This window comes from Kordiimonas sp. UBA4487, assembly GCF_002389025.1.
In the GTDB taxonomy this organism is placed as follows: domain Bacteria; phylum Pseudomonadota; class Alphaproteobacteria; order Sphingomonadales; family Kordiimonadaceae; genus Kordiimonas; species Kordiimonas lacus.
Window position 1 is genome coordinate 694,124 of the sequence record NZ_DGNR01000011.1, and the last position, 17,366, is coordinate 711,489.

The 17,366-nt window shown below is 56.7% G+C and carries 19 protein-coding genes; 7 read left to right on the top strand and 12 right to left on the bottom strand.

Features of this window, described 5'->3' with window-relative positions; translation table 11 throughout:
- The first annotated feature begins 8 nt into the window (after nt 1-8).
- Nucleotides 9-911: a GNAT family N-acetyltransferase gene (locus B3Z17_RS08845; RefSeq protein WP_286829478.1), complete on the top strand. Its 903-nt coding sequence runs from the start codon at nt 9-11 to the stop codon at nt 909-911.
- Between the two features lie 47 nt (nt 912-958).
- On the opposite strand, the gene B3Z17_RS08850 is transcribed toward B3Z17_RS08845, so the two are convergent.
- From B3Z17_RS08850 to B3Z17_RS08865, 4 genes are read right to left on the bottom strand one after another with little or no spacing between them, the layout of a single operon-like run.
- Nucleotides 959-1,609: a DUF938 domain-containing protein gene (locus tag B3Z17_RS08850; protein WP_068308976.1), complete on the bottom strand. Its 651-nt coding sequence runs from the start codon at nt 1,607-1,609 to the stop codon at nt 959-961.
- A complete protein-coding gene (locus B3Z17_RS08855) occupies nt 1,606-1,842 on the bottom strand; it encodes a DUF6460 domain-containing protein (RefSeq protein ID WP_068308978.1) in 237 nt (78 codons plus the stop codon). Before B3Z17_RS08855 ends, B3Z17_RS08850 begins: the two co-directional genes overlap by 4 nt.
- A 35-nt stretch (nt 1,843-1,877) precedes the next feature.
- Nucleotides 1,878-2,321, bottom strand: coding sequence for a hypothetical protein (locus B3Z17_RS08860; protein WP_286829479.1), 444 nt, complete (start codon nt 2,319-2,321; stop codon nt 1,878-1,880).
- Nucleotides 2,305-2,991, bottom strand: a complete 687-nt coding sequence (locus B3Z17_RS08865; RefSeq protein WP_068308982.1) for an EI24 domain-containing protein — start codon at nt 2,989-2,991, stop codon at nt 2,305-2,307. Before B3Z17_RS08865 ends, B3Z17_RS08860 begins: the two co-directional genes overlap by 17 nt.
- A 158-nt stretch (nt 2,992-3,149) precedes the next feature.
- Between B3Z17_RS08865 and B3Z17_RS08870 the strand changes: the two genes are divergently transcribed.
- Nucleotides 3,150-4,136 (top strand): adenosine kinase, encoded by a 987-nt coding sequence (locus tag B3Z17_RS08870; RefSeq protein ID WP_286829480.1) that lies wholly within the window; start codon nt 3,150-3,152, stop codon nt 4,134-4,136.
- Between the two features lies 1 nt (nt 4,137).
- On the opposite strand, the gene htpX is transcribed toward B3Z17_RS08870, so the two are convergent.
- Entirely contained in the window at nt 4,138-5,046 is a 909-nt protein-coding gene (gene htpX, locus B3Z17_RS08875) for a zinc metalloprotease HtpX (RefSeq protein WP_349680315.1), read from the bottom strand.
- 156 nt (nt 5,047-5,202) lie between these two features.
- On the opposite strand from htpX, the gene B3Z17_RS08880 reads away from it, so the two are divergent.
- Together B3Z17_RS08880 and B3Z17_RS08885 are read left to right on the top strand one after the other, a co-directional pair.
- Nucleotides 5,203-6,108: a CPBP family intramembrane glutamic endopeptidase gene (locus tag B3Z17_RS08880; protein WP_286829482.1), complete on the top strand. Its 906-nt coding sequence runs from the start codon at nt 5,203-5,205 to the stop codon at nt 6,106-6,108.
- Nucleotides 6,108-6,275: a DUF1674 domain-containing protein gene (locus B3Z17_RS08885; protein ID WP_286829483.1), complete on the top strand. Its 168-nt coding sequence runs from the start codon at nt 6,108-6,110 to the stop codon at nt 6,273-6,275. Before B3Z17_RS08880 ends, B3Z17_RS08885 begins: the two co-directional genes overlap by 1 nt.
- A gap of 27 nt (nt 6,276-6,302) precedes the next feature.
- On the opposite strand, the gene B3Z17_RS08890 is transcribed toward B3Z17_RS08885, so the two are convergent.
- Nucleotides 6,303-8,081, bottom strand: coding sequence for a hypothetical protein (locus B3Z17_RS08890; RefSeq protein ID WP_068308990.1), 1,779 nt, complete (start codon nt 8,079-8,081; stop codon nt 6,303-6,305).
- Nucleotides 8,082-8,089: 8 nt separating this feature from the next.
- Nucleotides 8,090-9,712 (bottom strand): ATP-binding protein, encoded by a 1,623-nt coding sequence (locus B3Z17_RS08895; protein ID WP_074519237.1) that lies wholly within the window; start codon nt 9,710-9,712, stop codon nt 8,090-8,092.
- Nucleotides 9,713-9,841: 129 nt separating this feature from the next.
- On the opposite strand from B3Z17_RS08895, the gene B3Z17_RS08900 reads away from it, so the two are divergent.
- Entirely contained in the window at nt 9,842-11,053 is a 1,212-nt protein-coding gene (locus tag B3Z17_RS08900) for an MFS transporter (RefSeq protein ID WP_286829484.1), read from the top strand.
- An 11-nt stretch (nt 11,054-11,064) separates the two neighbouring features.
- Here B3Z17_RS08900 and B3Z17_RS08905 read toward each other — a convergent pair whose 3' ends face one another.
- Complete coding sequence (locus B3Z17_RS08905; RefSeq protein WP_286829485.1) at nt 11,065-12,042, bottom strand: NAD-dependent epimerase/dehydratase family protein; 978 nt, start codon at nt 12,040-12,042, stop codon at nt 11,065-11,067.
- A 99-nt stretch (nt 12,043-12,141) separates the two neighbouring features.
- On the opposite strand from B3Z17_RS08905, the gene B3Z17_RS08910 reads away from it, so the two are divergent.
- Entirely contained in the window at nt 12,142-13,155 is a 1,014-nt protein-coding gene (locus B3Z17_RS08910; protein WP_286829591.1) for a DUF481 domain-containing protein, read from the top strand.
- Between the two features lie 9 nt (nt 13,156-13,164).
- Here B3Z17_RS08910 and B3Z17_RS08915 read toward each other — a convergent pair whose 3' ends face one another.
- The 3 genes from B3Z17_RS08915 to B3Z17_RS08925 form a co-directional block, all read right to left on the bottom strand.
- Entirely contained in the window at nt 13,165-13,584 is a 420-nt protein-coding gene (locus B3Z17_RS08915) for a secondary thiamine-phosphate synthase enzyme YjbQ (RefSeq protein WP_286829486.1), read from the bottom strand.
- A 5-nt stretch (nt 13,585-13,589) separates the two neighbouring features.
- Nucleotides 13,590-13,997, bottom strand: a complete 408-nt coding sequence (locus tag B3Z17_RS08920) for an Hsp20 family protein (RefSeq protein ID WP_068309002.1) — start codon at nt 13,995-13,997, stop codon at nt 13,590-13,592.
- A gap of 198 nt (nt 13,998-14,195) precedes the next feature.
- A complete protein-coding gene (locus tag B3Z17_RS08925; RefSeq protein WP_286829487.1) occupies nt 14,196-15,566 on the bottom strand; it encodes an SPOR domain-containing protein in 1,371 nt (456 codons plus the stop codon).
- Nucleotides 15,567-15,710: 144 nt separating this feature from the next.
- Here B3Z17_RS08925 and B3Z17_RS08930 point away from each other — a divergent pair, with 144 nt between their 5' ends.
- Nucleotides 15,711-16,700 (top strand): tetratricopeptide repeat protein, encoded by a 990-nt coding sequence (locus tag B3Z17_RS08930; RefSeq protein WP_139167377.1) that lies wholly within the window; start codon nt 15,711-15,713, stop codon nt 16,698-16,700.
- Between the two features lie 123 nt (nt 16,701-16,823).
- Here B3Z17_RS08930 and B3Z17_RS08935 read toward each other — a convergent pair whose 3' ends face one another.
- Entirely contained in the window at nt 16,824-17,357 is a 534-nt protein-coding gene (locus B3Z17_RS08935) for a ribbon-helix-helix domain-containing protein (RefSeq protein ID WP_068309008.1), read from the bottom strand.
- Nucleotides 17,358-17,366 lie beyond the last annotated feature (9 nt).

The following is a 17,366-nucleotide window of genomic DNA, read 5'->3' on the forward strand; positions in this document are numbered from 1 at the left end:
ATGGTCTTATGAAAAGATATGCTCGCATTCGCCCTCGTGTCGCCGCGGCCCAAGCCATGGCCGGTGCTCCTTCTTATGTCCGACAAGGCAGCCTTGAGGTGCGTCTGGCGCGGTCCTTCAAGGAAATCAAGGCAGCGCAGAAGCTGCGCTACAAGATTTTCTACGAGGAAATGCATGCCAAGCCCGATTGGCGCATGCGCATGACCAAACGCGACATCGACCCCTATGATACGGTGTGCGACCACTTGCTGGTGATCGACCATGACCGGCCGAAATCGAAGCGGATTGTGGGCACCTACCGACTTCTCAGGCAGGAAGTGGCGGAGCGGAATAATGGTTTCTATTCCGCAGGTGAATTCGACATCAAACCGCTGATGAGCGACAAGTTCAAACAGCAGATGGGCGAAGGCCGACAGCTTCTGGAACTAGGCCGGTCCTGCGTCCATAAGGATTACCGCGCCAACAGCACCATCAACATGCTGTGGAAAGGCATTGCCGAATATCTGAAAGAGCACAAGATTGCTTATATGTTCGGTTGCGCCAGCTTTGAAGGCACGAACCCGGAAGAGTTCAAAGAAGCCTTCTCCTACCTTTATCACAATCATCTTGTGCCAGACGACTTTCACGTAAAGGCGCTGGATGGCCAGCATATCGAGATGAATAACATCGGCGAGAGCGAGCTGGATGTGCGTATGGCGCGCCGCGCACTGCCACCGCTTGTCAAAGGCTACCTGCGCATCGGTTGTTTCATTGGTGACGGCGCTGTGGTTGACGAACAGTTCGGCACCACGGACGTCTTTATCCTGCTGCCGGTGGAACGGATCGCCAAGCGCTATTCCAAACATTACGATGTGGGCGAGATGGCGAACGACAGCACTGAAGCGGAAGCGGTAGAAGCCGTATCCAGCTAACGTTGGTTAGTACTGAAGACCCGGGCGCTCTGTCATAGGCAGGGCGCTTATTTTTTGAATACCAGCGAGAAATTGTTGGCGGGCATGGGGATGACTTCAGGCTTCCCGAAGCCGGCTTCAGCAGCCAATTCCACAACGGATTCCATATCCCGAACACCCCAGGATGGATCGCGGCTCTTGAGTGAGGCGTCAAAGGCTTCGTTGGATTCTGAGGTATGGGCGCCAAAACGTTTGTAGGGGCCATAGAGATAGAAGACGCCGCCGGAGCCGAGGGTTTCGCCCGCACCGGCCACGAGTGTCTCTGTGACTTCCCAGGGGCTGATGTGGATCAGGTTTACCGCCATCACAGCAACCAGGGGGGCGGGCAGATGGTCAATCGGCCATCGGTCTTCGAGGACATCAAGGTGTTTGGCAGGCAAAATATTGTCCTGGCCAACATGTATGCGCCAGGCGTCAATACTGGCGATGTGGCGTGGGTCGATGTCCGTTGGTTGCCAATGGAGGTTAGGGAAATGGCCTGCCATATGGGCCGCATGCTCGCCGGTGCCGCTGGCGACTTCCAGGAGGCTGCCACGTTCCGGCAGGTGCGTCTTCAGAACCGCCAGGATCACATCCCTGTTGCGGGCAGTCGCTGCCGCGCGTAGGCGCGCGTCCGCCGTTTCATCTTCATGCTGCCCAGGATCGAAAAAGCGCGTCATCCGCGCCGCCGCCGGTTCTTGAACTGCATGATCAGATAGACCGGCACGACGATGGTTGCACCCAGCAGTACATACTGTAGGCCGCTACCCACCAGCCAGTCCCAGAGGGTGGCAATCTTGTTTGCCAGCCAGCCGTATACGTCGCCAGGGCTCCATTCCAGCCAGTATAGCAACAGCCCGACAAGGAAGCTCCAGACCGCCAGTTTGATGATGACGCCAGCGTTCAGCTGCATTTGTGTGTCTCCCTGTGTGGTGCCTTCCGGCCCTTCTATTTGTCAGGCCAATTGCCGTTCGGCAAGACTTTCATCAGGCAGGCTTGCGTATCCGCCGTCTTTCCGTCCAGGTTGCGCGCAGCAATATAGTGTGCCTGGAAATATTCATTCTGGTTGGGTTCCCGGAACACAACTTCAAGAACACAGTCATGATTTTCGAACAGCATCACCTGCACGGGACCATCGCGGCGCACCAGCGTTGGATCGCCCAGAAGGGTAACGACCTCGCGCGGGTTCAGGCCCTGCAGGCGTTCCGGTTCCGGTGGCGGTGCCGCAGGAAGGGTTTCTTCTTGCGGTGCGATTTGTTCGGTTTCAACGACAGGCTCTGGCGCCTGGGTCTGCGGTGGTTCAACCGCAGTAGGTCCACAAGCGGCCAGCAAGCTGCCGGCAGCGCCCATAAGCAGAAGTTTGTGAGTAACACTCTTAACGGTCAAAGACACGGCCATCCTCATGCGCCAGAAAGTGGAAGATATGGGTCATCATCGCGGCGCCGATGATAGGCGCCAACAGGTTAAGAAAAGGAACAGCAAAAAGTGCTGCAATCGTGGCACCGCCCATAAAAATCTTGCCGCCATAAAGCCTGCGCATGCGGTTGACCTCACGGGCGGGCATGTGGCGGATGGCCACCATCTCGAAATATTCCCGACCCAGAAGGAAGCCATTGACCGCGACAAACAAGATAAGCGTTCCGATACCGGTGAACAGCAGGATCACATAGGGCACGAAGGCGATGATGTTGACCAAAATCACTAGCAAAGTCAGTTTGAGCGCACCGAAAATGACGTCTGTGAGTGCTACTTTACGCATGGCCTTGCGATTTGGGTAATATTCGTCCTCGACTGCATCGGCGATTTGGTCGGTCAGGAAGCCCATAACCATGGTCACAAGACCGGGGAACAAAACATAAGAGCCGATGATCGACATGGTCCAAAATCCGGACTGGTCCAGCCAGTCGATACCGCTGGTCCAGTCTTCCGGCCAATATGCATAGAGTGCGTAATTCAGTCCGATAAGCGTCAGAATGGCGGCAATTAGGGCAATGAAAAATACACTGCGGAACTTGGGATGAAAAAGCTGCTGCCAACTTCGATTAATGGCTCGGCCGATCATGATATTTTCCCCTCGCATCAATTATTCTGGCACGTGGCGTGCCTCTTGTTATCCTAAAAAGATAGGCACAAGCATCAAGGCTTGCAATGCTGCACATGTTTTCTATGGTGCGCTTCAGGAAAAACCAAGGGGGAATCCCCGACCGTAAGGGATCAGACATGTCGGAAAAATTTCAGGTTCTGTGCATCGGCAATGCCATCGTGGACATCATTGCCCGGGTGGATGACGCTTTCCTTGAAACGCACGAACGGATCAAGGGATCGATGATGCTGGTGGACGCCGACACATCCGCGCGCATCTATGATGACATGCCGCCCGCGGTCGAGCGGTCCGGCGGGTCGGCCGGTAATACGGCGGCGGGTATTGCGTCCCTTGGCGGCAAGGCTGCCTACATCGGCCGAGTGCATGACGACCAGCTTGGCATGGTATTCCGGCACGACATTCGAGCAATCGGCGTTTCCTATGAAACCGCACCGGCGAAGGAAGGTGCGCCAACCGCCACCAGCATGATTTTGGTAACGCCCGACGCCCAACGCACCATGAGCACCTACCTGGGTGCATGCGGTGAGCTGAGCCTGAGCGACATTGATGAAGATGTTGTCGCAAATTCGGCCGTCACCTACATCGAAGGCTACATGTGGGACCGGGACCATCAGAAAGAGGCTGTCCTGCGGGCCATGGATGTGGCGCACGAGCACAGCAACCTGGTGTCGCTTTCGCTTTCTGACAGCTTTTGTGTCGACCGTTTTCGGTCGGAATTTGTCGACCTGGTGGAAAGCAAGGTGGATATTCTCTTTGCCAATGAATCCGAGATTACATCGCTGTACCAGGTGGACAGTTTTGAGGAAGCCATGGAGCGCTTGCGCCCCCATGTGAAACTGGCGGCGCTCACCCGGTCCGAAAAGGGGTCAGTGATCCTGACCGCTGATGACGTGGTGACGGTTCCGGCGCATCCGACGCACGTGGAAGACACCACAGGTGCCGGTGACCTGTATGCTGCTGGTTTCCTGTTTGGCTATACCAGCGGCAAAGACCTGGAAACATGCGCAAAGCTTGGCGGGATGGCTGCCGCTGAAGTTATTTCCCACCTGGGCGCCCGCCCCGAAGCCAACCTGGCGGAACTGGCCGCCAGAGAAGGTCTATAGCCTAGCCCCAAGGGCCGCGACGACTGCCACCACTGTTTGGGATGCCTGAGCCGCCTGGTGTGGCGGAAGGCGGCATCCGGTCAGCCATCGCTTCAAGGCGTGCGATCCGTTCTTCCATGCGCGGGTGCGTGGAAAAGAGGCTGTCAAAGGCCCGGCCATGCAGCGGGTTGACGATAAACATATGGGCCGTGGCGGGGTTATCCTCCGCAGCTTCATTGACGGTGCGACCGGCACCGAGATGAAGTTTTTCGAGCGCACTGGCGAGTGCCAGGGGCTCCCCACTGATTTCGGCCCCTGCTTTGTCGGCGGCAAATTCGCGCGTTCGCGATATGGCCATCTGCACCAGCATGGCGGCCATGGGGGCAAAGATCATCACCAGAATGGTACCGATTAGCCCCAGCGGATTATTCCGGTTGCCGCCAAAGAAAAGGGCAAAGTTCGCCAGCATGGATATGGCGCCAGCAATGGTCGCGGTGATGGTCATCGTCAGCGTGTCGCGGTTCTTTACGTGCGCCAGTTCGTGGGCCATCACGCCTTCGATTTCAGATCGGTTCAGCGTCCTCAGCAAGCCGGTCGTGGCAGCAACCGCAGCATTTTCAGGGTTTCGGCCTGTCGCGAATGCGTTCGGCTGGGGGTTGTCGATGATATAGACCTTCGGCATGGGCAGGTCGGCCCGTCGGGCGAGCGCCGCCACCATGCTGACCAGTTCGGGCGCCGATTGCGCGTCCACCTGACGCGCGCCGTGCATGGACAGGACCATACGGTCCGAATGCCAGTAGGCGAACAGGTTCATGGCAGCTGCGATGGCGAAAGCGATCATCATGCCGCCTGTGCCACCAAGCATATAGCCGATGGCAAGGAAGAGGCCGGTCATGGCGGCCATAAGAAGGGCGGTTCTGGCAAAACTCATCATAGCTCACTCACACATCGTTCTGTCGCATCTATATTGTGCGGCCTTCTATATTTGGGCAGCCTAGACTTTGGTTCAAGATGTGCGCCTTTTACTTAAAAAAGGTGGCAAAATTCGCTAAGACAGGGTCAGGGCGAATGGGAGAAGGGACAATTCATGTCTGATATCAGGCAGGGAAAAACTCCGCCAACGGAAATGACAACCAGGACGATTGTGCTGTTTCTGGTGCTGACGGCCATCCTTGGCGGCGGCGCCGCCATGATGGTGACCGAAATGGGTTTCAAGCGCCACTATGTGGCCATCATGATGTGGACCCCGGGCATTGCTGCACTATTGACCTACAAATTCCTCAAACTGGATATCGGGTCGTTGGGCTGGTCCTGGGGGCGGCCGAAATGGCAGCTGCTGTCTTTCCTGACCCCGATAGCCTACGGCCTTGTGGCATATGGGCTTATCTGGGGCCTGGGCTTTGGTGGTGTGCTGGACCCCAAGTTCGTGGAAGAAGCAGGCTATCATCTGGGTCTTGTCGGCTGGTCACCTGGCGCGACGGTTTTGATGGGCGCCCTGATTTTCGGTGCTGTTGGCATGATCTGGCACATGGCAACCGCACTGGGTGAAGAGATTGGCTGGCGCGGTCTGTTGACGCCGCTTTTGCTCCGGAAAACAAGTTTCCCGATTGCGTCGCTGCTGACGGGCCTGGTGTGGGCCGCATGGCACATGCCGCTGATTTATTTCACAAAATATAACGCCGGCCCGGTGGACCTGCACGTCCAGTTTGCCAACTTCACCCTGATGACGGTGGGTATTTCCTTCATCATGACCTATTACTGGCTGAAGTCGGGGAATCTTTGGACAGCCACAGTTCTGCATGCTGCGCACAATGCTTATATCCTGTCGATCCTGCAGCCGATGACGGTGCAGTATGAGGAAACCTGGCGGTATGCCAATGAATTCGGTTTTATCCTACCTCTTGTAGTGGCAGTGTTTGGCCTCTATTTCTGGTACCGGGCTCACAAGGAAGGGCTCGCTGGTGTTCAGGAAAGAATTGAAGGACAAGAGTGATGAGTGACAAAACGGAATCCAAGGCTGATAAAGACAAGCCCGGCGCCTCAGGCGGTGCTGACCAAGGCAAAGCCAAGGTGCTCCCGAAAGAGCTTGGTGGCCGCAAGGGCCCCGAACCTACCCGTTATGGGGACTGGGAAAAAAACGGCATTATCTCTGATTTCTAGGCCGATATTCGGGCCTGACTTCCCGCCCTATTCTTCAGTTTTGTTTTCGGTTTCGTCCGAATCGTCTGCGATTTCCTCATCAGGGTCGAAGTCTTCTTCTTCCCTGACCTCTTCTTGGGGCGGCTTGGTGATGCCCGCCTGTTCCAGAAGCACTCTGAAGTTCATGAGTTCGGCTTCTGCCGCCTTCCGGTCCAATCCTGCAATCAGACCTTCGGTGAAGCCGGGCTGCTTCATGTAAATGCGTACCTGGTGTTCTGCCCGGTCGCGGCAATCGCCCTGGGTGAAGAAATCTTCAGCCAGCATATTCAGGATTTTCTTTGATTTTTCCTGCAGGCTGATGTCCAGGTTATGCAGCTTTTTCAGAATCTGCGTATTGTCCAGGATGGCCTTGCAGAAGGCATCCAGCTTTTCCGCGATCTTGCGCCGATGCATTTCTGTGAGGTCCGCCTCGTTGATCCGATTCTGCAGCTTGGTCAGGTCGCCCATGCGCTGGATGGGTTGGTGGTTGTCCAGCCCGACAAACACCGATTCATATTCTGGCCGGGTCAGGATCGGCAGCATGAAGTTGGCAACCATCCGCTTGTTGCTATGCCCGATCGTGAATTTCTCGAGGTCGAGCAACGCATTCAATTGGTCAATGGGGCTTTTCATTTCGAAAAGCGTCTCGCCTACCGCCTGGCTGTTCAACAGACGGGCTGACCGTTTTGAAAGGGCTTCTTCGAGGCCTTCAAATTGACCGACATCCTCAACGAGGGATTCGAGAGTCTCGCGAATTTGGTTCAGGCGCTTCAATTGGTCCACAAGGCCCAGGTCACTGATCGGTTTGGCGGCTTCGATCTCCGTTTGAAGGCGACCCAGCAGGACGCGTGCGGTCTGCGGCATCTGCCCCTGGGACAGGAAACCGTTCAGCCGTAAGACTTCGTCGCTGAAACATGGTGAATGTTCATTCTCGCCCATCATGCTCAGTTGACCGGCCTGAAGGTGCGCCAGCCAGATAATGAACTGCGCCCGGTCGTCCGGTTCGCCAAGAAGCTGGAACGGTACCGATTGGTGTTGCATCAGCTCGGCGATGAACTGGTCTAATATTTCGATAACCCATGAGGGGCGATCCGCCGCCAGAAGGACGATTGAGCGGCCGATCTTATCGCTCAGTGTCACTGCAGGCCGAAGGTATTCTGTAATCGAGGAAATCAGCAGGAAGCGCTTGTTTGACTTTTCCTTCAGCTGCTCGATGATTGGCTTCAGTCGCCCCATTTCCAGCGACGGAATCTTTTCGGCATTCCCTTTCATGATCTCAATCGACTGATCGATGATCTTGTAGATTTTGCGCATCCGCTCCTGAATGGAGCCTTGTTCTTCTTCAAAGGAAACGGCAGTCCGTTGAACGGCATTCTGAAGCTTGGTACCGGCATTGTAGAGCTTATAGTAATGCTCAAGGCTGTGCAGAAGCTCTGTTGGCGTGATCATCCAGTCTGCCAGCGTGTTCCCCAAAAGGTCCCAGATTGACCGCCGTCCATCAGGGCTGTAGAGGTCGTCAGGGGTCAGGCAGGGCGAAATGGATCCGCTCTGGTCATACTTCGACTGTTTTCGCTGGGCGCCACGGGAATAGATCTCGATAGACGAGAACTCATTGTTGGCCTTGTCGTAGCTTTCCTTGGAGACTTTTATTCCGGTGTACCGGCGGCTGCCCCAAAGCTCTTCAGCTTTCTCGACGGCCACTTTCCTGTCTTTGATGACTTCCAGAATGGTCCAACTGCTGCCGCGTCGCCCCACAATTTCGTAATGGACGCTTTGGCCTAAGGACATTGTGCCTCCTATCTCACTCCCCGCCTCCAATTGTTGATCGTATCGTTCACCAATTCCTCAAGGCAGTCAACATCTTGCCGCCAGCTTTCGTGAAACTCTGGGTCATTGCTTGCTGGCCTGCGGTGTTCATCAAGGAAATCCAGCTGAACCCGGATTGGGCAACCAACGCCTTCGCCTGCGATCACGCATTCGCGGTTCTGCAGACTCGGTAGCGATGCCAGGAAGCTTTCGCCGCCTTCCGGCATGGCGTCTGCCACATAGGACCGGTCTTTCTCGTTGTTCATGCGCATGGAAATAATGGTGCCGCATTGGCTCAGCACCGATTCCGACAGGTCAGACGGGCGCTGGGACACGAGCCCAAGCGCCACGCCATACTTCCGTCCTTCCTTGGCGATTCGCTCCAGCGACCTACGTGCTGCATGGATGCGTGCATCGCTGGCCGCGTGCGGCACATAGCGGTGAGCTTCCTCGCATACCAGCAGGATGGGGGTGGCGTCCGCATGCCGCCGGCTCCACATGGCGAAGTCGAACACCAGACGGCTAAGGAGCGAGACCACAACGTCGACGATGTCGGAGGGCACGCCAGATAGGTCCAGCGTGGTCACCGGCCTGCCGTCCACAGGGAAGCGCAGCAGCTGAGACACAAGGCTGGTCAGATTGTCCTGCATCAACATGCCCGAGAACATGAAGGCGAAACGTTGGTCGGCCCGCAGCTCTTCAACCTTGTTCCTGAGCCGCAGGAACGGCCGAACCTCTTCTGCCTTTTCGAAGCTGCCAAGCTCGTCGTCGATGCTCTTCAGCAGGTCCGTGAGCTTATAGGGGATAGGGGTGTCCACGGTCAGCTTTGTCAGCTGATAACTCGGGCCAGAAACCTTGCGGGCGGCCAGCAGGCAGCGTTTGAGGATATCAATTTCCGCCTGCCTGTTGTGGGCATCCCGGCCGATAAAGACTTCCACATGTTCTTCGAAATTCATCAGCCAGTAGGGCAGCTTCAGATTGTCGGTGGAGAAATGAACGCCGTTGCCGGAAAAGGCCCGGGCATATTCATTGTGCGGGTCCAGGATCACGATATGGGCGTTGGGGCATCGTTCCACCAGCCGGTGGATCATCAGTGAAACGGTACTGGATTTGCCCGTCCCGGTGCTGCCCAGAACCGCGAAGTGTTTCGACAGCAGTTTTTCCACCAGAAGGCTGGCGGGGATGGTGCCACTTGGGTGTACCGTGCCGACACGGATCGCCCCGTCATTTCTGGGTGCGTAGATTTTCTCGAGGTCGCTGTCGGACGCCGCATAGGCCGGATTGCCCGGCAAGGGGAACGTCCGCACACCGCGGGAAAAATGCTTTTCGCAATATTGGCCCAACAGGTCGACGGTGAGATTAAGCGCACCTGACTGGCCGGCTGTTACCTTGCGGATCACGCCAAACAGCTGGTCATCGCCCACCGGAAGTTTGAGTGTTGCACCAATGCGAAGAAAATCGGAAAGAGCCCCGTCACGCGCCAGCGTAGGCTCAACCGCAAGTGTGAAACCCGCAGCGTCAACTGCCGCCACATGACCCAATAGCCGGGCCTGACGACCTGTATCCTGCGCGCCGGAGCCTGTTCCGGTGGGCAGGTGAGATGTGAGAGGCATGAAGACCTCCTATGTTGCCTGATCGACTCAATTCATTTGAGTTTTATCCAGCTTGCGCCTAGATGCTTAACAAGATTTTAAACGTTGATTTTGCCTAAAATACGGCGGAATTTCTGAGCTGGAGCATGTATGGCTTTCCTGCGAGACAATCTGAAGCTTCTGGGGTTCGGCTTTACGGTCGCGATTTTCTCCAGCTTCGGTCAAACCTATTTCATTGGGGTATACCGGGAACCAATCTCGACTGCATACGAGCTGTCGAACAGTGATTTCGGCCTGTATTACATGATTGTCACCATCGGCAGCGCCATTGGGCTGAACCGGTTCGGCCATTTGATCGACAGCGTGCCGCTTGCGCGTTATGCCGCTGGTCTGGTTCTGTTGCTTGCAGTTGCCTGTCTATCCATGGGATTGGCCGGGCCAGTGTTTCTGTTGTTTGCCGCAATGATGTTTGTCCGCTTGATGGGCCAGGGCATGATGACCCATGCGGCCATGACCACCATGTCGCGCTATTTTGACCAAAACAGGGGCCGGGCGGTGGCCATTGCTGGGCTCGGGATGCCGGTCGGGCAGGCCATTTTTCCCGCGTTAGCCGTGTTCCTGATGACGCGGGTGAGCTGGCAATCCAGCTGGCTCGTCTTTGCTGGCGTCTGCCTTCTTGTGGCATTGCCTCTCGTGACCTACCTGCTGCGGCATCACGAAAGGCGCCATGCCGACTGGGTGGCGGCTTCTGCGGCGAACGGGCAGTCAGATGGCGCAGTAGGTGGCAAGGTCTGGCGGCGCAGGGATGTTGTCCGGGACTACCGCTTCTATCTGGCATTGCCTGCCGTAATCGTTACACCTTTCTGGATCACAGCCGTCTTCTTTTTTGCCGAAGATATCGCCAGTTCCAAGGGCTGGACGATGCAGGCCTTCACCGGGCTTTACTGGCTGTATGCCCTGGGGGCTGGGGTCACCCCGCTCCTGGGGGGTGCGCTTGTGGATCACTTCGGCGGCCGCCGTTTGCTGCCCTGGTATCCACCCATCATGGCCATCGGGCTGTTGGTCGGTCTTGTCAGCACAGGCGGAATCGGGATCGGTATCTTCCTGGCGCTGATGGGCCTGGTGCTGGGGGCGGCCGGGCCGGTCAATAACGCCATGTGGGCGGAGATATATGGCACGCGTTACCTCGGGGAGATCAAGGCGCTTGCAACGTCATTGCTGGTGCTTTCCACGGCCCTGGCGCCCTATCTGCTGGGTCTTCTATTGGACGCAGGTGTGGCATTTGACACGCTGCTGATTGCAGGCATGGTGCACAGCCTTGTGGGCAGCCTTCTGGTTATGCCTGTGGCGCGCAGCCGGTAATTTGGGGTGATTTAAAGCCTCTTCTGCTCGCGCAGATAGGTGATACTCTCCTTCACGGACTGCGCCAGAGGTACCTCACGGTAGCCCAGTTCCCGGACTGCTTTTTCACATGAAGCCGCCACGGTCTCGCACGCGAAATATGCCTCTTCGGGCGTGATCATGGGCCGTTTGCCCGTTATCGCCGACCCGACAGAGAGCATACGGGACACAGCTTTGAGCACGAAAGCAGGGGTCGGTTTGCCGGGCGCCGGTTTCGCCAACTCGGCCGCGGCTAGCGACAGGAATTCCCGCATCGTGGCATAGGGGCCGCCAAGGATATAATTTTCACCGGTCTGGCCTTTTTCATAGGCTGCCACGACAGCTTCTGCGACCGCTCGACCATTGGCAAAATTGCCCGCTCCTGGTGGTACGCCAGGTAGCGTGCCTTCGTTCAGCATCTGGATCATACGCGACCAGTTATGGTCATCATAGCGGCCAACAATATGGGTTGGGTTCAGGATCACGGCATTAATACCGCGGCTGACCGCGTCCAAAACACGCCTCTCAGCGATGGCTTTGGTGCGAGCATAGGAAACCCAGCTATATAGGGCGCGGTATTCGCTGGTTTCGGTCACCGTATCCTTATGGATGCCATATACGGAGGTCGAGGACACATGGACGAAGCGGTCTGCCTTCAATTCCTGGCAAAGTTGCAGCATGGATTCTGTGCCACCAATATTGATGGCAGCTTGCTGGTCGGCTTCCTTCTTCCAGGTGCTGGTATCTGCGGCGACATGGAAAATACAGTTGATCCCGTCAGGCAGCTGGTTCTTGCAGCCGGTCACATGCAACAGATCTCCCTGAACGAAGGTAACGCCGTCACCGATCAGTTTGCGGGCGCGATCTTCGTTGCGAACCAGGGCATATATTGTCCAGCCGGCCTCGCGCAGCACGTCTATGATGTGCCGCCCCAGGAATCCTGTGGCCCCGGTAATGAATGCTGTCGGCATATTGATGCCCCTTTTCGTGGTCTTGAAGACTTGTTTTTTTTTCGCGGTAGCGCTAAGTCACTGCCCAAATACCCCAGATATTGAAGGACTATGGCCTTGATGCAGACGTTTGGCAAATACACTCTCCGACTGGCAGCGCAAATCCTACTCTTCAGCGCACTAGTGGCCCCAGCCGCTATGGCAGACGGGTCGAAAGGATACGACAAGCTGTTGGAAACGGCTGTAGCCAGCGATGATCAGGCCACGTTTGATACCATCCTTGAGGCCGCCCTGGCAACCTGGCCGGATGACAGGGGGGCCATCCTGGCGATGGCGAAAGGCCTGAAGCCCGAGTGGATGGAGCCAGCGCAAATCCAGGAAGTGGAAGAAGCAGAAGCGCGCAAGGTTGCGGCTGAAGAGGCCTCTAAAGCCCGCGGTATCATTTACTATCTCGATCCGTCTCTATGGAATGGTCAGGCCGAGTTGGGAGCGACATCCTCCACAGGTGACTCTGACGAACAGTCGATCTCCATGGGTCTCAGCTTCCGACGCGACTTCGGCGAGCGTTGGTCGCATGACCTGGATCTGAACTTTGATCTGGGCCGCAACAGTGGCGAAACCACCCGCCAGAGGTTCGTGACCAAATATGAAGCCATCTGGCGCCCCTGGAACGGCACATACGCAGTCAACTATACCGAACTCGAGATGGATAAGTTCTCGGGCTATGACTACCGGGTTATCGAGAATATCGGTATTGGTTACCAGCTTATCGACACCGACCGTCAGAAGCTCCGATTCCAGGGTGGCCCAGGTATTCGGATCAGCCGGGTCGAGGCAACGTTCGATGAGTTTGGCACGATGCTGTCGCCGGCCGTGACCGAAAGCGAATTCCTGGGCCGCATTTCAAGCACCTATGAGCTGAAGCTGACGGAATCGGTTACCTTCAAGGACAGGGCGTCCTTGTTGATCGGCGTCGACATGACGACGGTGGAAAACTGGATGGAATTGACGGCCCGCATCAATGCCCACCTGGCGGCGCGCTTCTCCTTCGAGGTTCAGTATGAATCGGCGCCTCCGATTGGTACGGCAGCCTGGGATACCATCACGCGCGCGGCGCTTGTTTACGATTTCTAAGAATCTGCCTCAGTCACCCATCAGATGACAGACTACCCGGCGCGTGTGTCCCATGCGCCGGTGTTCCAGCACATAAATGCCCTGCCATGTCCCCAGCACAGGCCTGCCGTCCATCACCGGGATATTCAACGATACGTCCGTGACCGCTGCCTTGACGTGCGCGGGCATGTCGTCCGGTCCTTCACACGTGTGCCGATATAGCCGCCTGTCTTCTGGCGCCAGCCTTCCAAGGGCATCCGTCAGATCGGCCTGGACGTCTGGATCGGCGTTTTCCTGAATGGTCAGCGAGGCGCTTGTATGCTGGATAAAAAGCGTCAACAGCCCGGTATCAATACCGCTTTCGGCCACAAAGCCAGAGACCTGCCGGGTGATCTCGAAGCAGCCCTGGCCTGTGGTGGCAACCCTTAGCGTTGTCTGTTCCTGACGCATCGGACTTAAGAGATCTTGATGGTGCGGATGGTTTCCTGCTGCTCTGGGCGCGTCAGGTCAATATGCAACAGTCCATGTTCCATCATGGCGTCGCTCACTTCCATGCCGTCCGCCAGCACGAACTTCCGGACAAACTGCCGGGCGGCGATGCCGCGATGCAGATAGGCTTTTTCTCCGCTGTCATCGGCCTGTTTACCGCGAATGATCAGCTGGTTTGCCTCAAGGGTGATCGATAGGTCGTCTTTTGAAAATCCCGCAACCGCCAGCGTGATGCGAATGGCATGGTCGCCAATATGCTCGATGTTGTAGGGGGGGTATCCTTCGCCCGAATTCTTGGAGACGCTATCCAATAGCTCTTCCAGTTGGTCAAAGCCCAGAAGGAATGGACTGTTGAAAATAGACATGCGGGACATGGGCCTCTCCTTGATCAAGCGAATGGCAACGGTTAGTCGCCTGTTCCCATGTCGCATGCTGTGCCCTTCTGTGAAGCAGCACCGGTTCGACTGTGGTCCGGGCGAAAAGCAAAAAAGGACGCCGGGGTGCGGCATCCTTTCTGATTTTGGGTATTGAGGCCATCCCGTTCAAGGGAAAAAGCGCATTTTCCAGATGATCTACTGGCCCAGGCTTGCTGTCTGAGTTGTCGTGGACGCCGGTTTTTTGGTCGCGCTGGTTTCATCGGGCAAGCTGCCTTCTGTTTTCTCAGGTGGGCGAATCCAGCAGGATGTACCGCGTGCGCGCAGCTCCTTGCACAGGTCCTTCGCTTGCTTCAGGGTCTTGAGCGGACCGGCATTGAGGCGGTAATAGAAGCCTTTCGGGTCCGTATCCCGGTCACCAAAATCCACCTCAGAACGGCGGGGCGGGATATCCTGCAAAAGATCGCCGCTCTGGCGGTACAGGATCGTCCAGCCGCGCATCAGATTGTCAATTGTGCGGTAGGCACCGATTTGCAGCGCCCAGCCTTCAGGCTCCACCAGGGGCGGAATTTCGGTCAGCTCATAATCTGCCTGCGCAACTTCAACTTCAGGTTCTGGCTCTGGCTCTGGCTCTGGCTCGGGTTCCGGCTCCGGTGCCTTGGCCATCATCACCGGCTGTTCCATCAACCGTTTGGCGGCATCCTGACGGTCGGTCGAATCGGCAATCTGCAGGTTTGCCGCCTCGTCGCGGGTCCACGCCGGGTCGATCGTGCCGGTTACCAGAGCCTGCATACGCTCGCTTGGTGCCAGGCTCGAAAGCGACCGGTAGAAAGTGAAGGTGTCCCCAATGGTTTCCGGGTCAAGATCCAGACGCGCGATCTGGAATGCGTCCGATTCGCGGCCATCAAGCAGATAGGCCATCGCCAGATTCTGCCGTCCCTGAGGGCCAAGTGTGCCGGATTTCACCAGCGGCTCCAGAATTGTCACAGCGACTTCCGGGTGACCAGTGGTGGCATAAAGGAGTGCGCGGTTCGACAGCCCGGTCGGGTCCATGACGACCGCCAGCGTGTTCATTGCATCGCCGGTGCGGCCCATAGCCGCTTCTGAAATAGCCTGGCCGGAAAGGATTTTGCTGTCGCTGGGTGAATAGGCCCGAGCCTGTTCAAATGCGCTCAGGGCATCCTCAAATTGGCCGAGCGCCAGGTTGGTTTTGCCTAGGGTATACCAGCTGTTGCCGTCCATCTGGCCGCGCGCGCCCAGGGTCGTGAGAATGCGGACCGCTTCCTCATGTGCGCCGCGGGCAGAGAGGCTGTTTGCCAGCGCCGCAAGCACCGCCGGGTCGCCGGTTTTGGCACCGAGATGGCGGTAAAGAGGAATGGCAGCTTCATGCTGGCCGTTGGCTGCCAGATCATCAGCGATGGCCTTGAGGCCACCTGCCGATTGCGCTCTGGCTGCGGAAAAATCGGATGCAACGGGAGGCATGTCGGATGCGCTTTGATAGCTGCAGCCCAACAATGCGATGGTGCTGGCGCACATAAGAAGTGGCCTGATCATTTTGTAACTATTCATATGACGCTCACTTGTAAGCGTGGATTTGCCTGATAATTTCAGGACATACCGTATGGTAAAGACATGAAAGAAGGTTTAATCATCCGAAATGCTTTTAAGCGTTTTTTCTCTTAATTTTATCGAAAATCCCGTTAGATTCAGGTCATGACAATGTTGCGGACATGGTTGGTTGCCTGCCTGGTGCTCGGATTTCTCTCCGGGTATGGCCTCAAGGTCCATGCTTTGCAGGACGCCGCGTCGGCTGCTGGCCAGACGGATGATGACCAGTTGGGCGATGGCATCAGGAACGCGCTGGAACTGATCCGTCAGGATCAGGTAGGCGCCGCAATCGATATGCTGCGCCGTTTGGGCGAACTTGGAAATGCCGAGGCCTTTTTTCACCTGGCGGAAATTCACCGGATTGGCGTAGGGCGGGAGCCCGCACCCAGAATTGCGCTGATGTATTACCGCCTGGGGGCACAGATGGGCAGCAAGCAGGCCGCGCTGAACCTGGCGAACATCCTGTTTTTCGAAGGTGATCGGGACCAGGCGTCGGTTCAGGAAGCGATGGCCATCTGGCAGCAATATGCGCTGCTGGGCGACGTGGAAGCGATGTATCTTTTGGGCATGGTTTACTGGAATGGGGAGGGCGGCCTGGTGCCGGACCCGATCCGGGGGTATGGCCTTGTGTGGCGCGCGGCCAGCACAGATTATGACCCCGCGACGGAAACCGAACCCGCCATGCGCCAGCAGCTCCAGGATGAGGCCGTCAAGGCTGCCCAGGACTATGCCGAAAATCTAGAAACAAAAGGATTTGATCGTACGCCGCTTGACCTTCACCTGGTGACCGATGCGGAAATTGATCTGCCGGAAGACAGCCCTGCGTCGCGCAAACCTGAAAACTGGGACGCCGTTTGGCGGCTTGAGGTCGGGTTTGCCATGGGTGAAGAAGAAACCCGGGAGCTTGAAAAAGAGATTCTGGCAAAAAAAGCGGACACTGTTGGCGACCTGTATCATGAAATCATTGAGGCGCCGAACCGGCCTGGCCTTTTCCGCCTGCTGTTTGGCCCAATCGGCGGCATGCAGGATGCGGTCAAGCGCTGCGTATCGCTCAAGAGATCCGGCTATGATTGTTTCGCCAAACCGCCGAGTTGAGAGAGGCCGTCGCATCCAAATAGTGCACGGGGGAACAGCTGTTTCAGCTGCTCCCCCGCTTGCTCCTCCCAAAGAGCCAGGACTTGGGAGGTGCATCCCCTAATCCTGGTTGTCAGGCAGAACTTATTTCTTTGAACCGCAGATGCAGTTGCTGCCGCGCGTCTCTGATTTCAGCAGCTCCCGGACGGCTTCTTCCATCAGGGATTGCTGCGACGTGCCTTTGCGGGCCGCCAGCAGACGAAGCTGCATGTCCATGTCCTCGTCCAGCCGCAGGGTTTTGTGTTTGCGGGTATCAACCGCAGCCGCTTTCGCTGCTGGTTTGGAAGGTCGTACCACCTCGTCCGTTTGCACCAGTGTATGCCGTGCCTCAGCAGGGGCAAACAAAGGACGAGGCGGTGTCTGCTCAGATGCCTTTTGAGACGCTGAGCAAATTTGTTCGTTGGCGGCTTCTTGTGCCGCTTTGGGGTGTGCATCAGCCTTATCAGACTGTGGTACTGGTTGCCCAGAATGCCCAAGAACATCGGTCTTTTTCTTGACCGGGGCTTGCCAGCGTTTTTCCGCCGGAAGATCAGGGGCGAAAATATCCCGCGCCGATGCGGAAGGCTGTGCGTGGCCTTTTCTGGCAAGCAAGGATGCGGTCAGAGATGCCATCGTCATGGTGAGATC

Coding starts and splice junctions, on each gene's coding strand:
- B3Z17_RS08845 (WP_286829478.1), top strand. CDS start 9: ATGAAAAGATATGCTCGCATTCGCCCTCGTGTCGCCGCGGCCCAAGCC.
- B3Z17_RS08850 (WP_068308976.1), bottom strand. CDS start 1,609: ATGACGCGCTTTTTCGATCCTGGGCAGCATGAAGATGAAACGGCGGAC.
- B3Z17_RS08855 (WP_068308978.1), bottom strand. CDS start 1,842: ATGCAGCTGAACGCTGGCGTCATCATCAAACTGGCGGTCTGGAGCTTC.
- B3Z17_RS08865 (WP_068308982.1), bottom strand. CDS start 2,991: ATGATCGGCCGAGCCATTAATCGAAGTTGGCAGCAGCTTTTTCATCCC.
- B3Z17_RS08870 (WP_286829480.1), top strand. CDS start 3,150: ATGTCGGAAAAATTTCAGGTTCTGTGCATCGGCAATGCCATCGTGGAC.
- htpX (WP_349680315.1), bottom strand. CDS start 5,046: ATGAGTTTTGCCAGAACCGCCCTTCTTATGGCCGCCATGACCGGCCTC.
- B3Z17_RS08880 (WP_286829482.1), top strand. CDS start 5,203: ATGTCTGATATCAGGCAGGGAAAAACTCCGCCAACGGAAATGACAACC.
- B3Z17_RS08885 (WP_286829483.1), top strand. CDS start 6,108: ATGAGTGACAAAACGGAATCCAAGGCTGATAAAGACAAGCCCGGCGCC.
- B3Z17_RS08890 (WP_068308990.1), bottom strand. CDS start 8,081: ATGTCCTTAGGCCAAAGCGTCCATTACGAAATTGTGGGGCGACGCGGC.
- B3Z17_RS08895 (WP_074519237.1), bottom strand. CDS start 9,712: ATGCCTCTCACATCTCACCTGCCCACCGGAACAGGCTCCGGCGCGCAG.
- B3Z17_RS08900 (WP_286829484.1), top strand. CDS start 9,842: ATGGCTTTCCTGCGAGACAATCTGAAGCTTCTGGGGTTCGGCTTTACG.
- B3Z17_RS08905 (WP_286829485.1), bottom strand. CDS start 12,042: ATGCCGACAGCATTCATTACCGGGGCCACAGGATTCCTGGGGCGGCAC.
- B3Z17_RS08910 (WP_286829591.1), top strand. CDS start 12,142: ATGCAGACGTTTGGCAAATACACTCTCCGACTGGCAGCGCAAATCCTA.
- B3Z17_RS08915 (WP_286829486.1), bottom strand. CDS start 13,584: ATGCGTCAGGAACAGACAACGCTAAGGGTTGCCACCACAGGCCAGGGC.
- B3Z17_RS08920 (WP_068309002.1), bottom strand. CDS start 13,997: ATGTCCCGCATGTCTATTTTCAACAGTCCATTCCTTCTGGGCTTTGAC.
- B3Z17_RS08925 (WP_286829487.1), bottom strand. CDS start 15,566: ATGAATAGTTACAAAATGATCAGGCCACTTCTTATGTGCGCCAGCACC.
- B3Z17_RS08930 (WP_139167377.1), top strand. CDS start 15,711: ATGACAATGTTGCGGACATGGTTGGTTGCCTGCCTGGTGCTCGGATTT.
- B3Z17_RS08935 (WP_068309008.1), bottom strand. CDS start 17,357: ATGACGATGGCATCTCTGACCGCATCCTTGCTTGCCAGAAAAGGCCAC.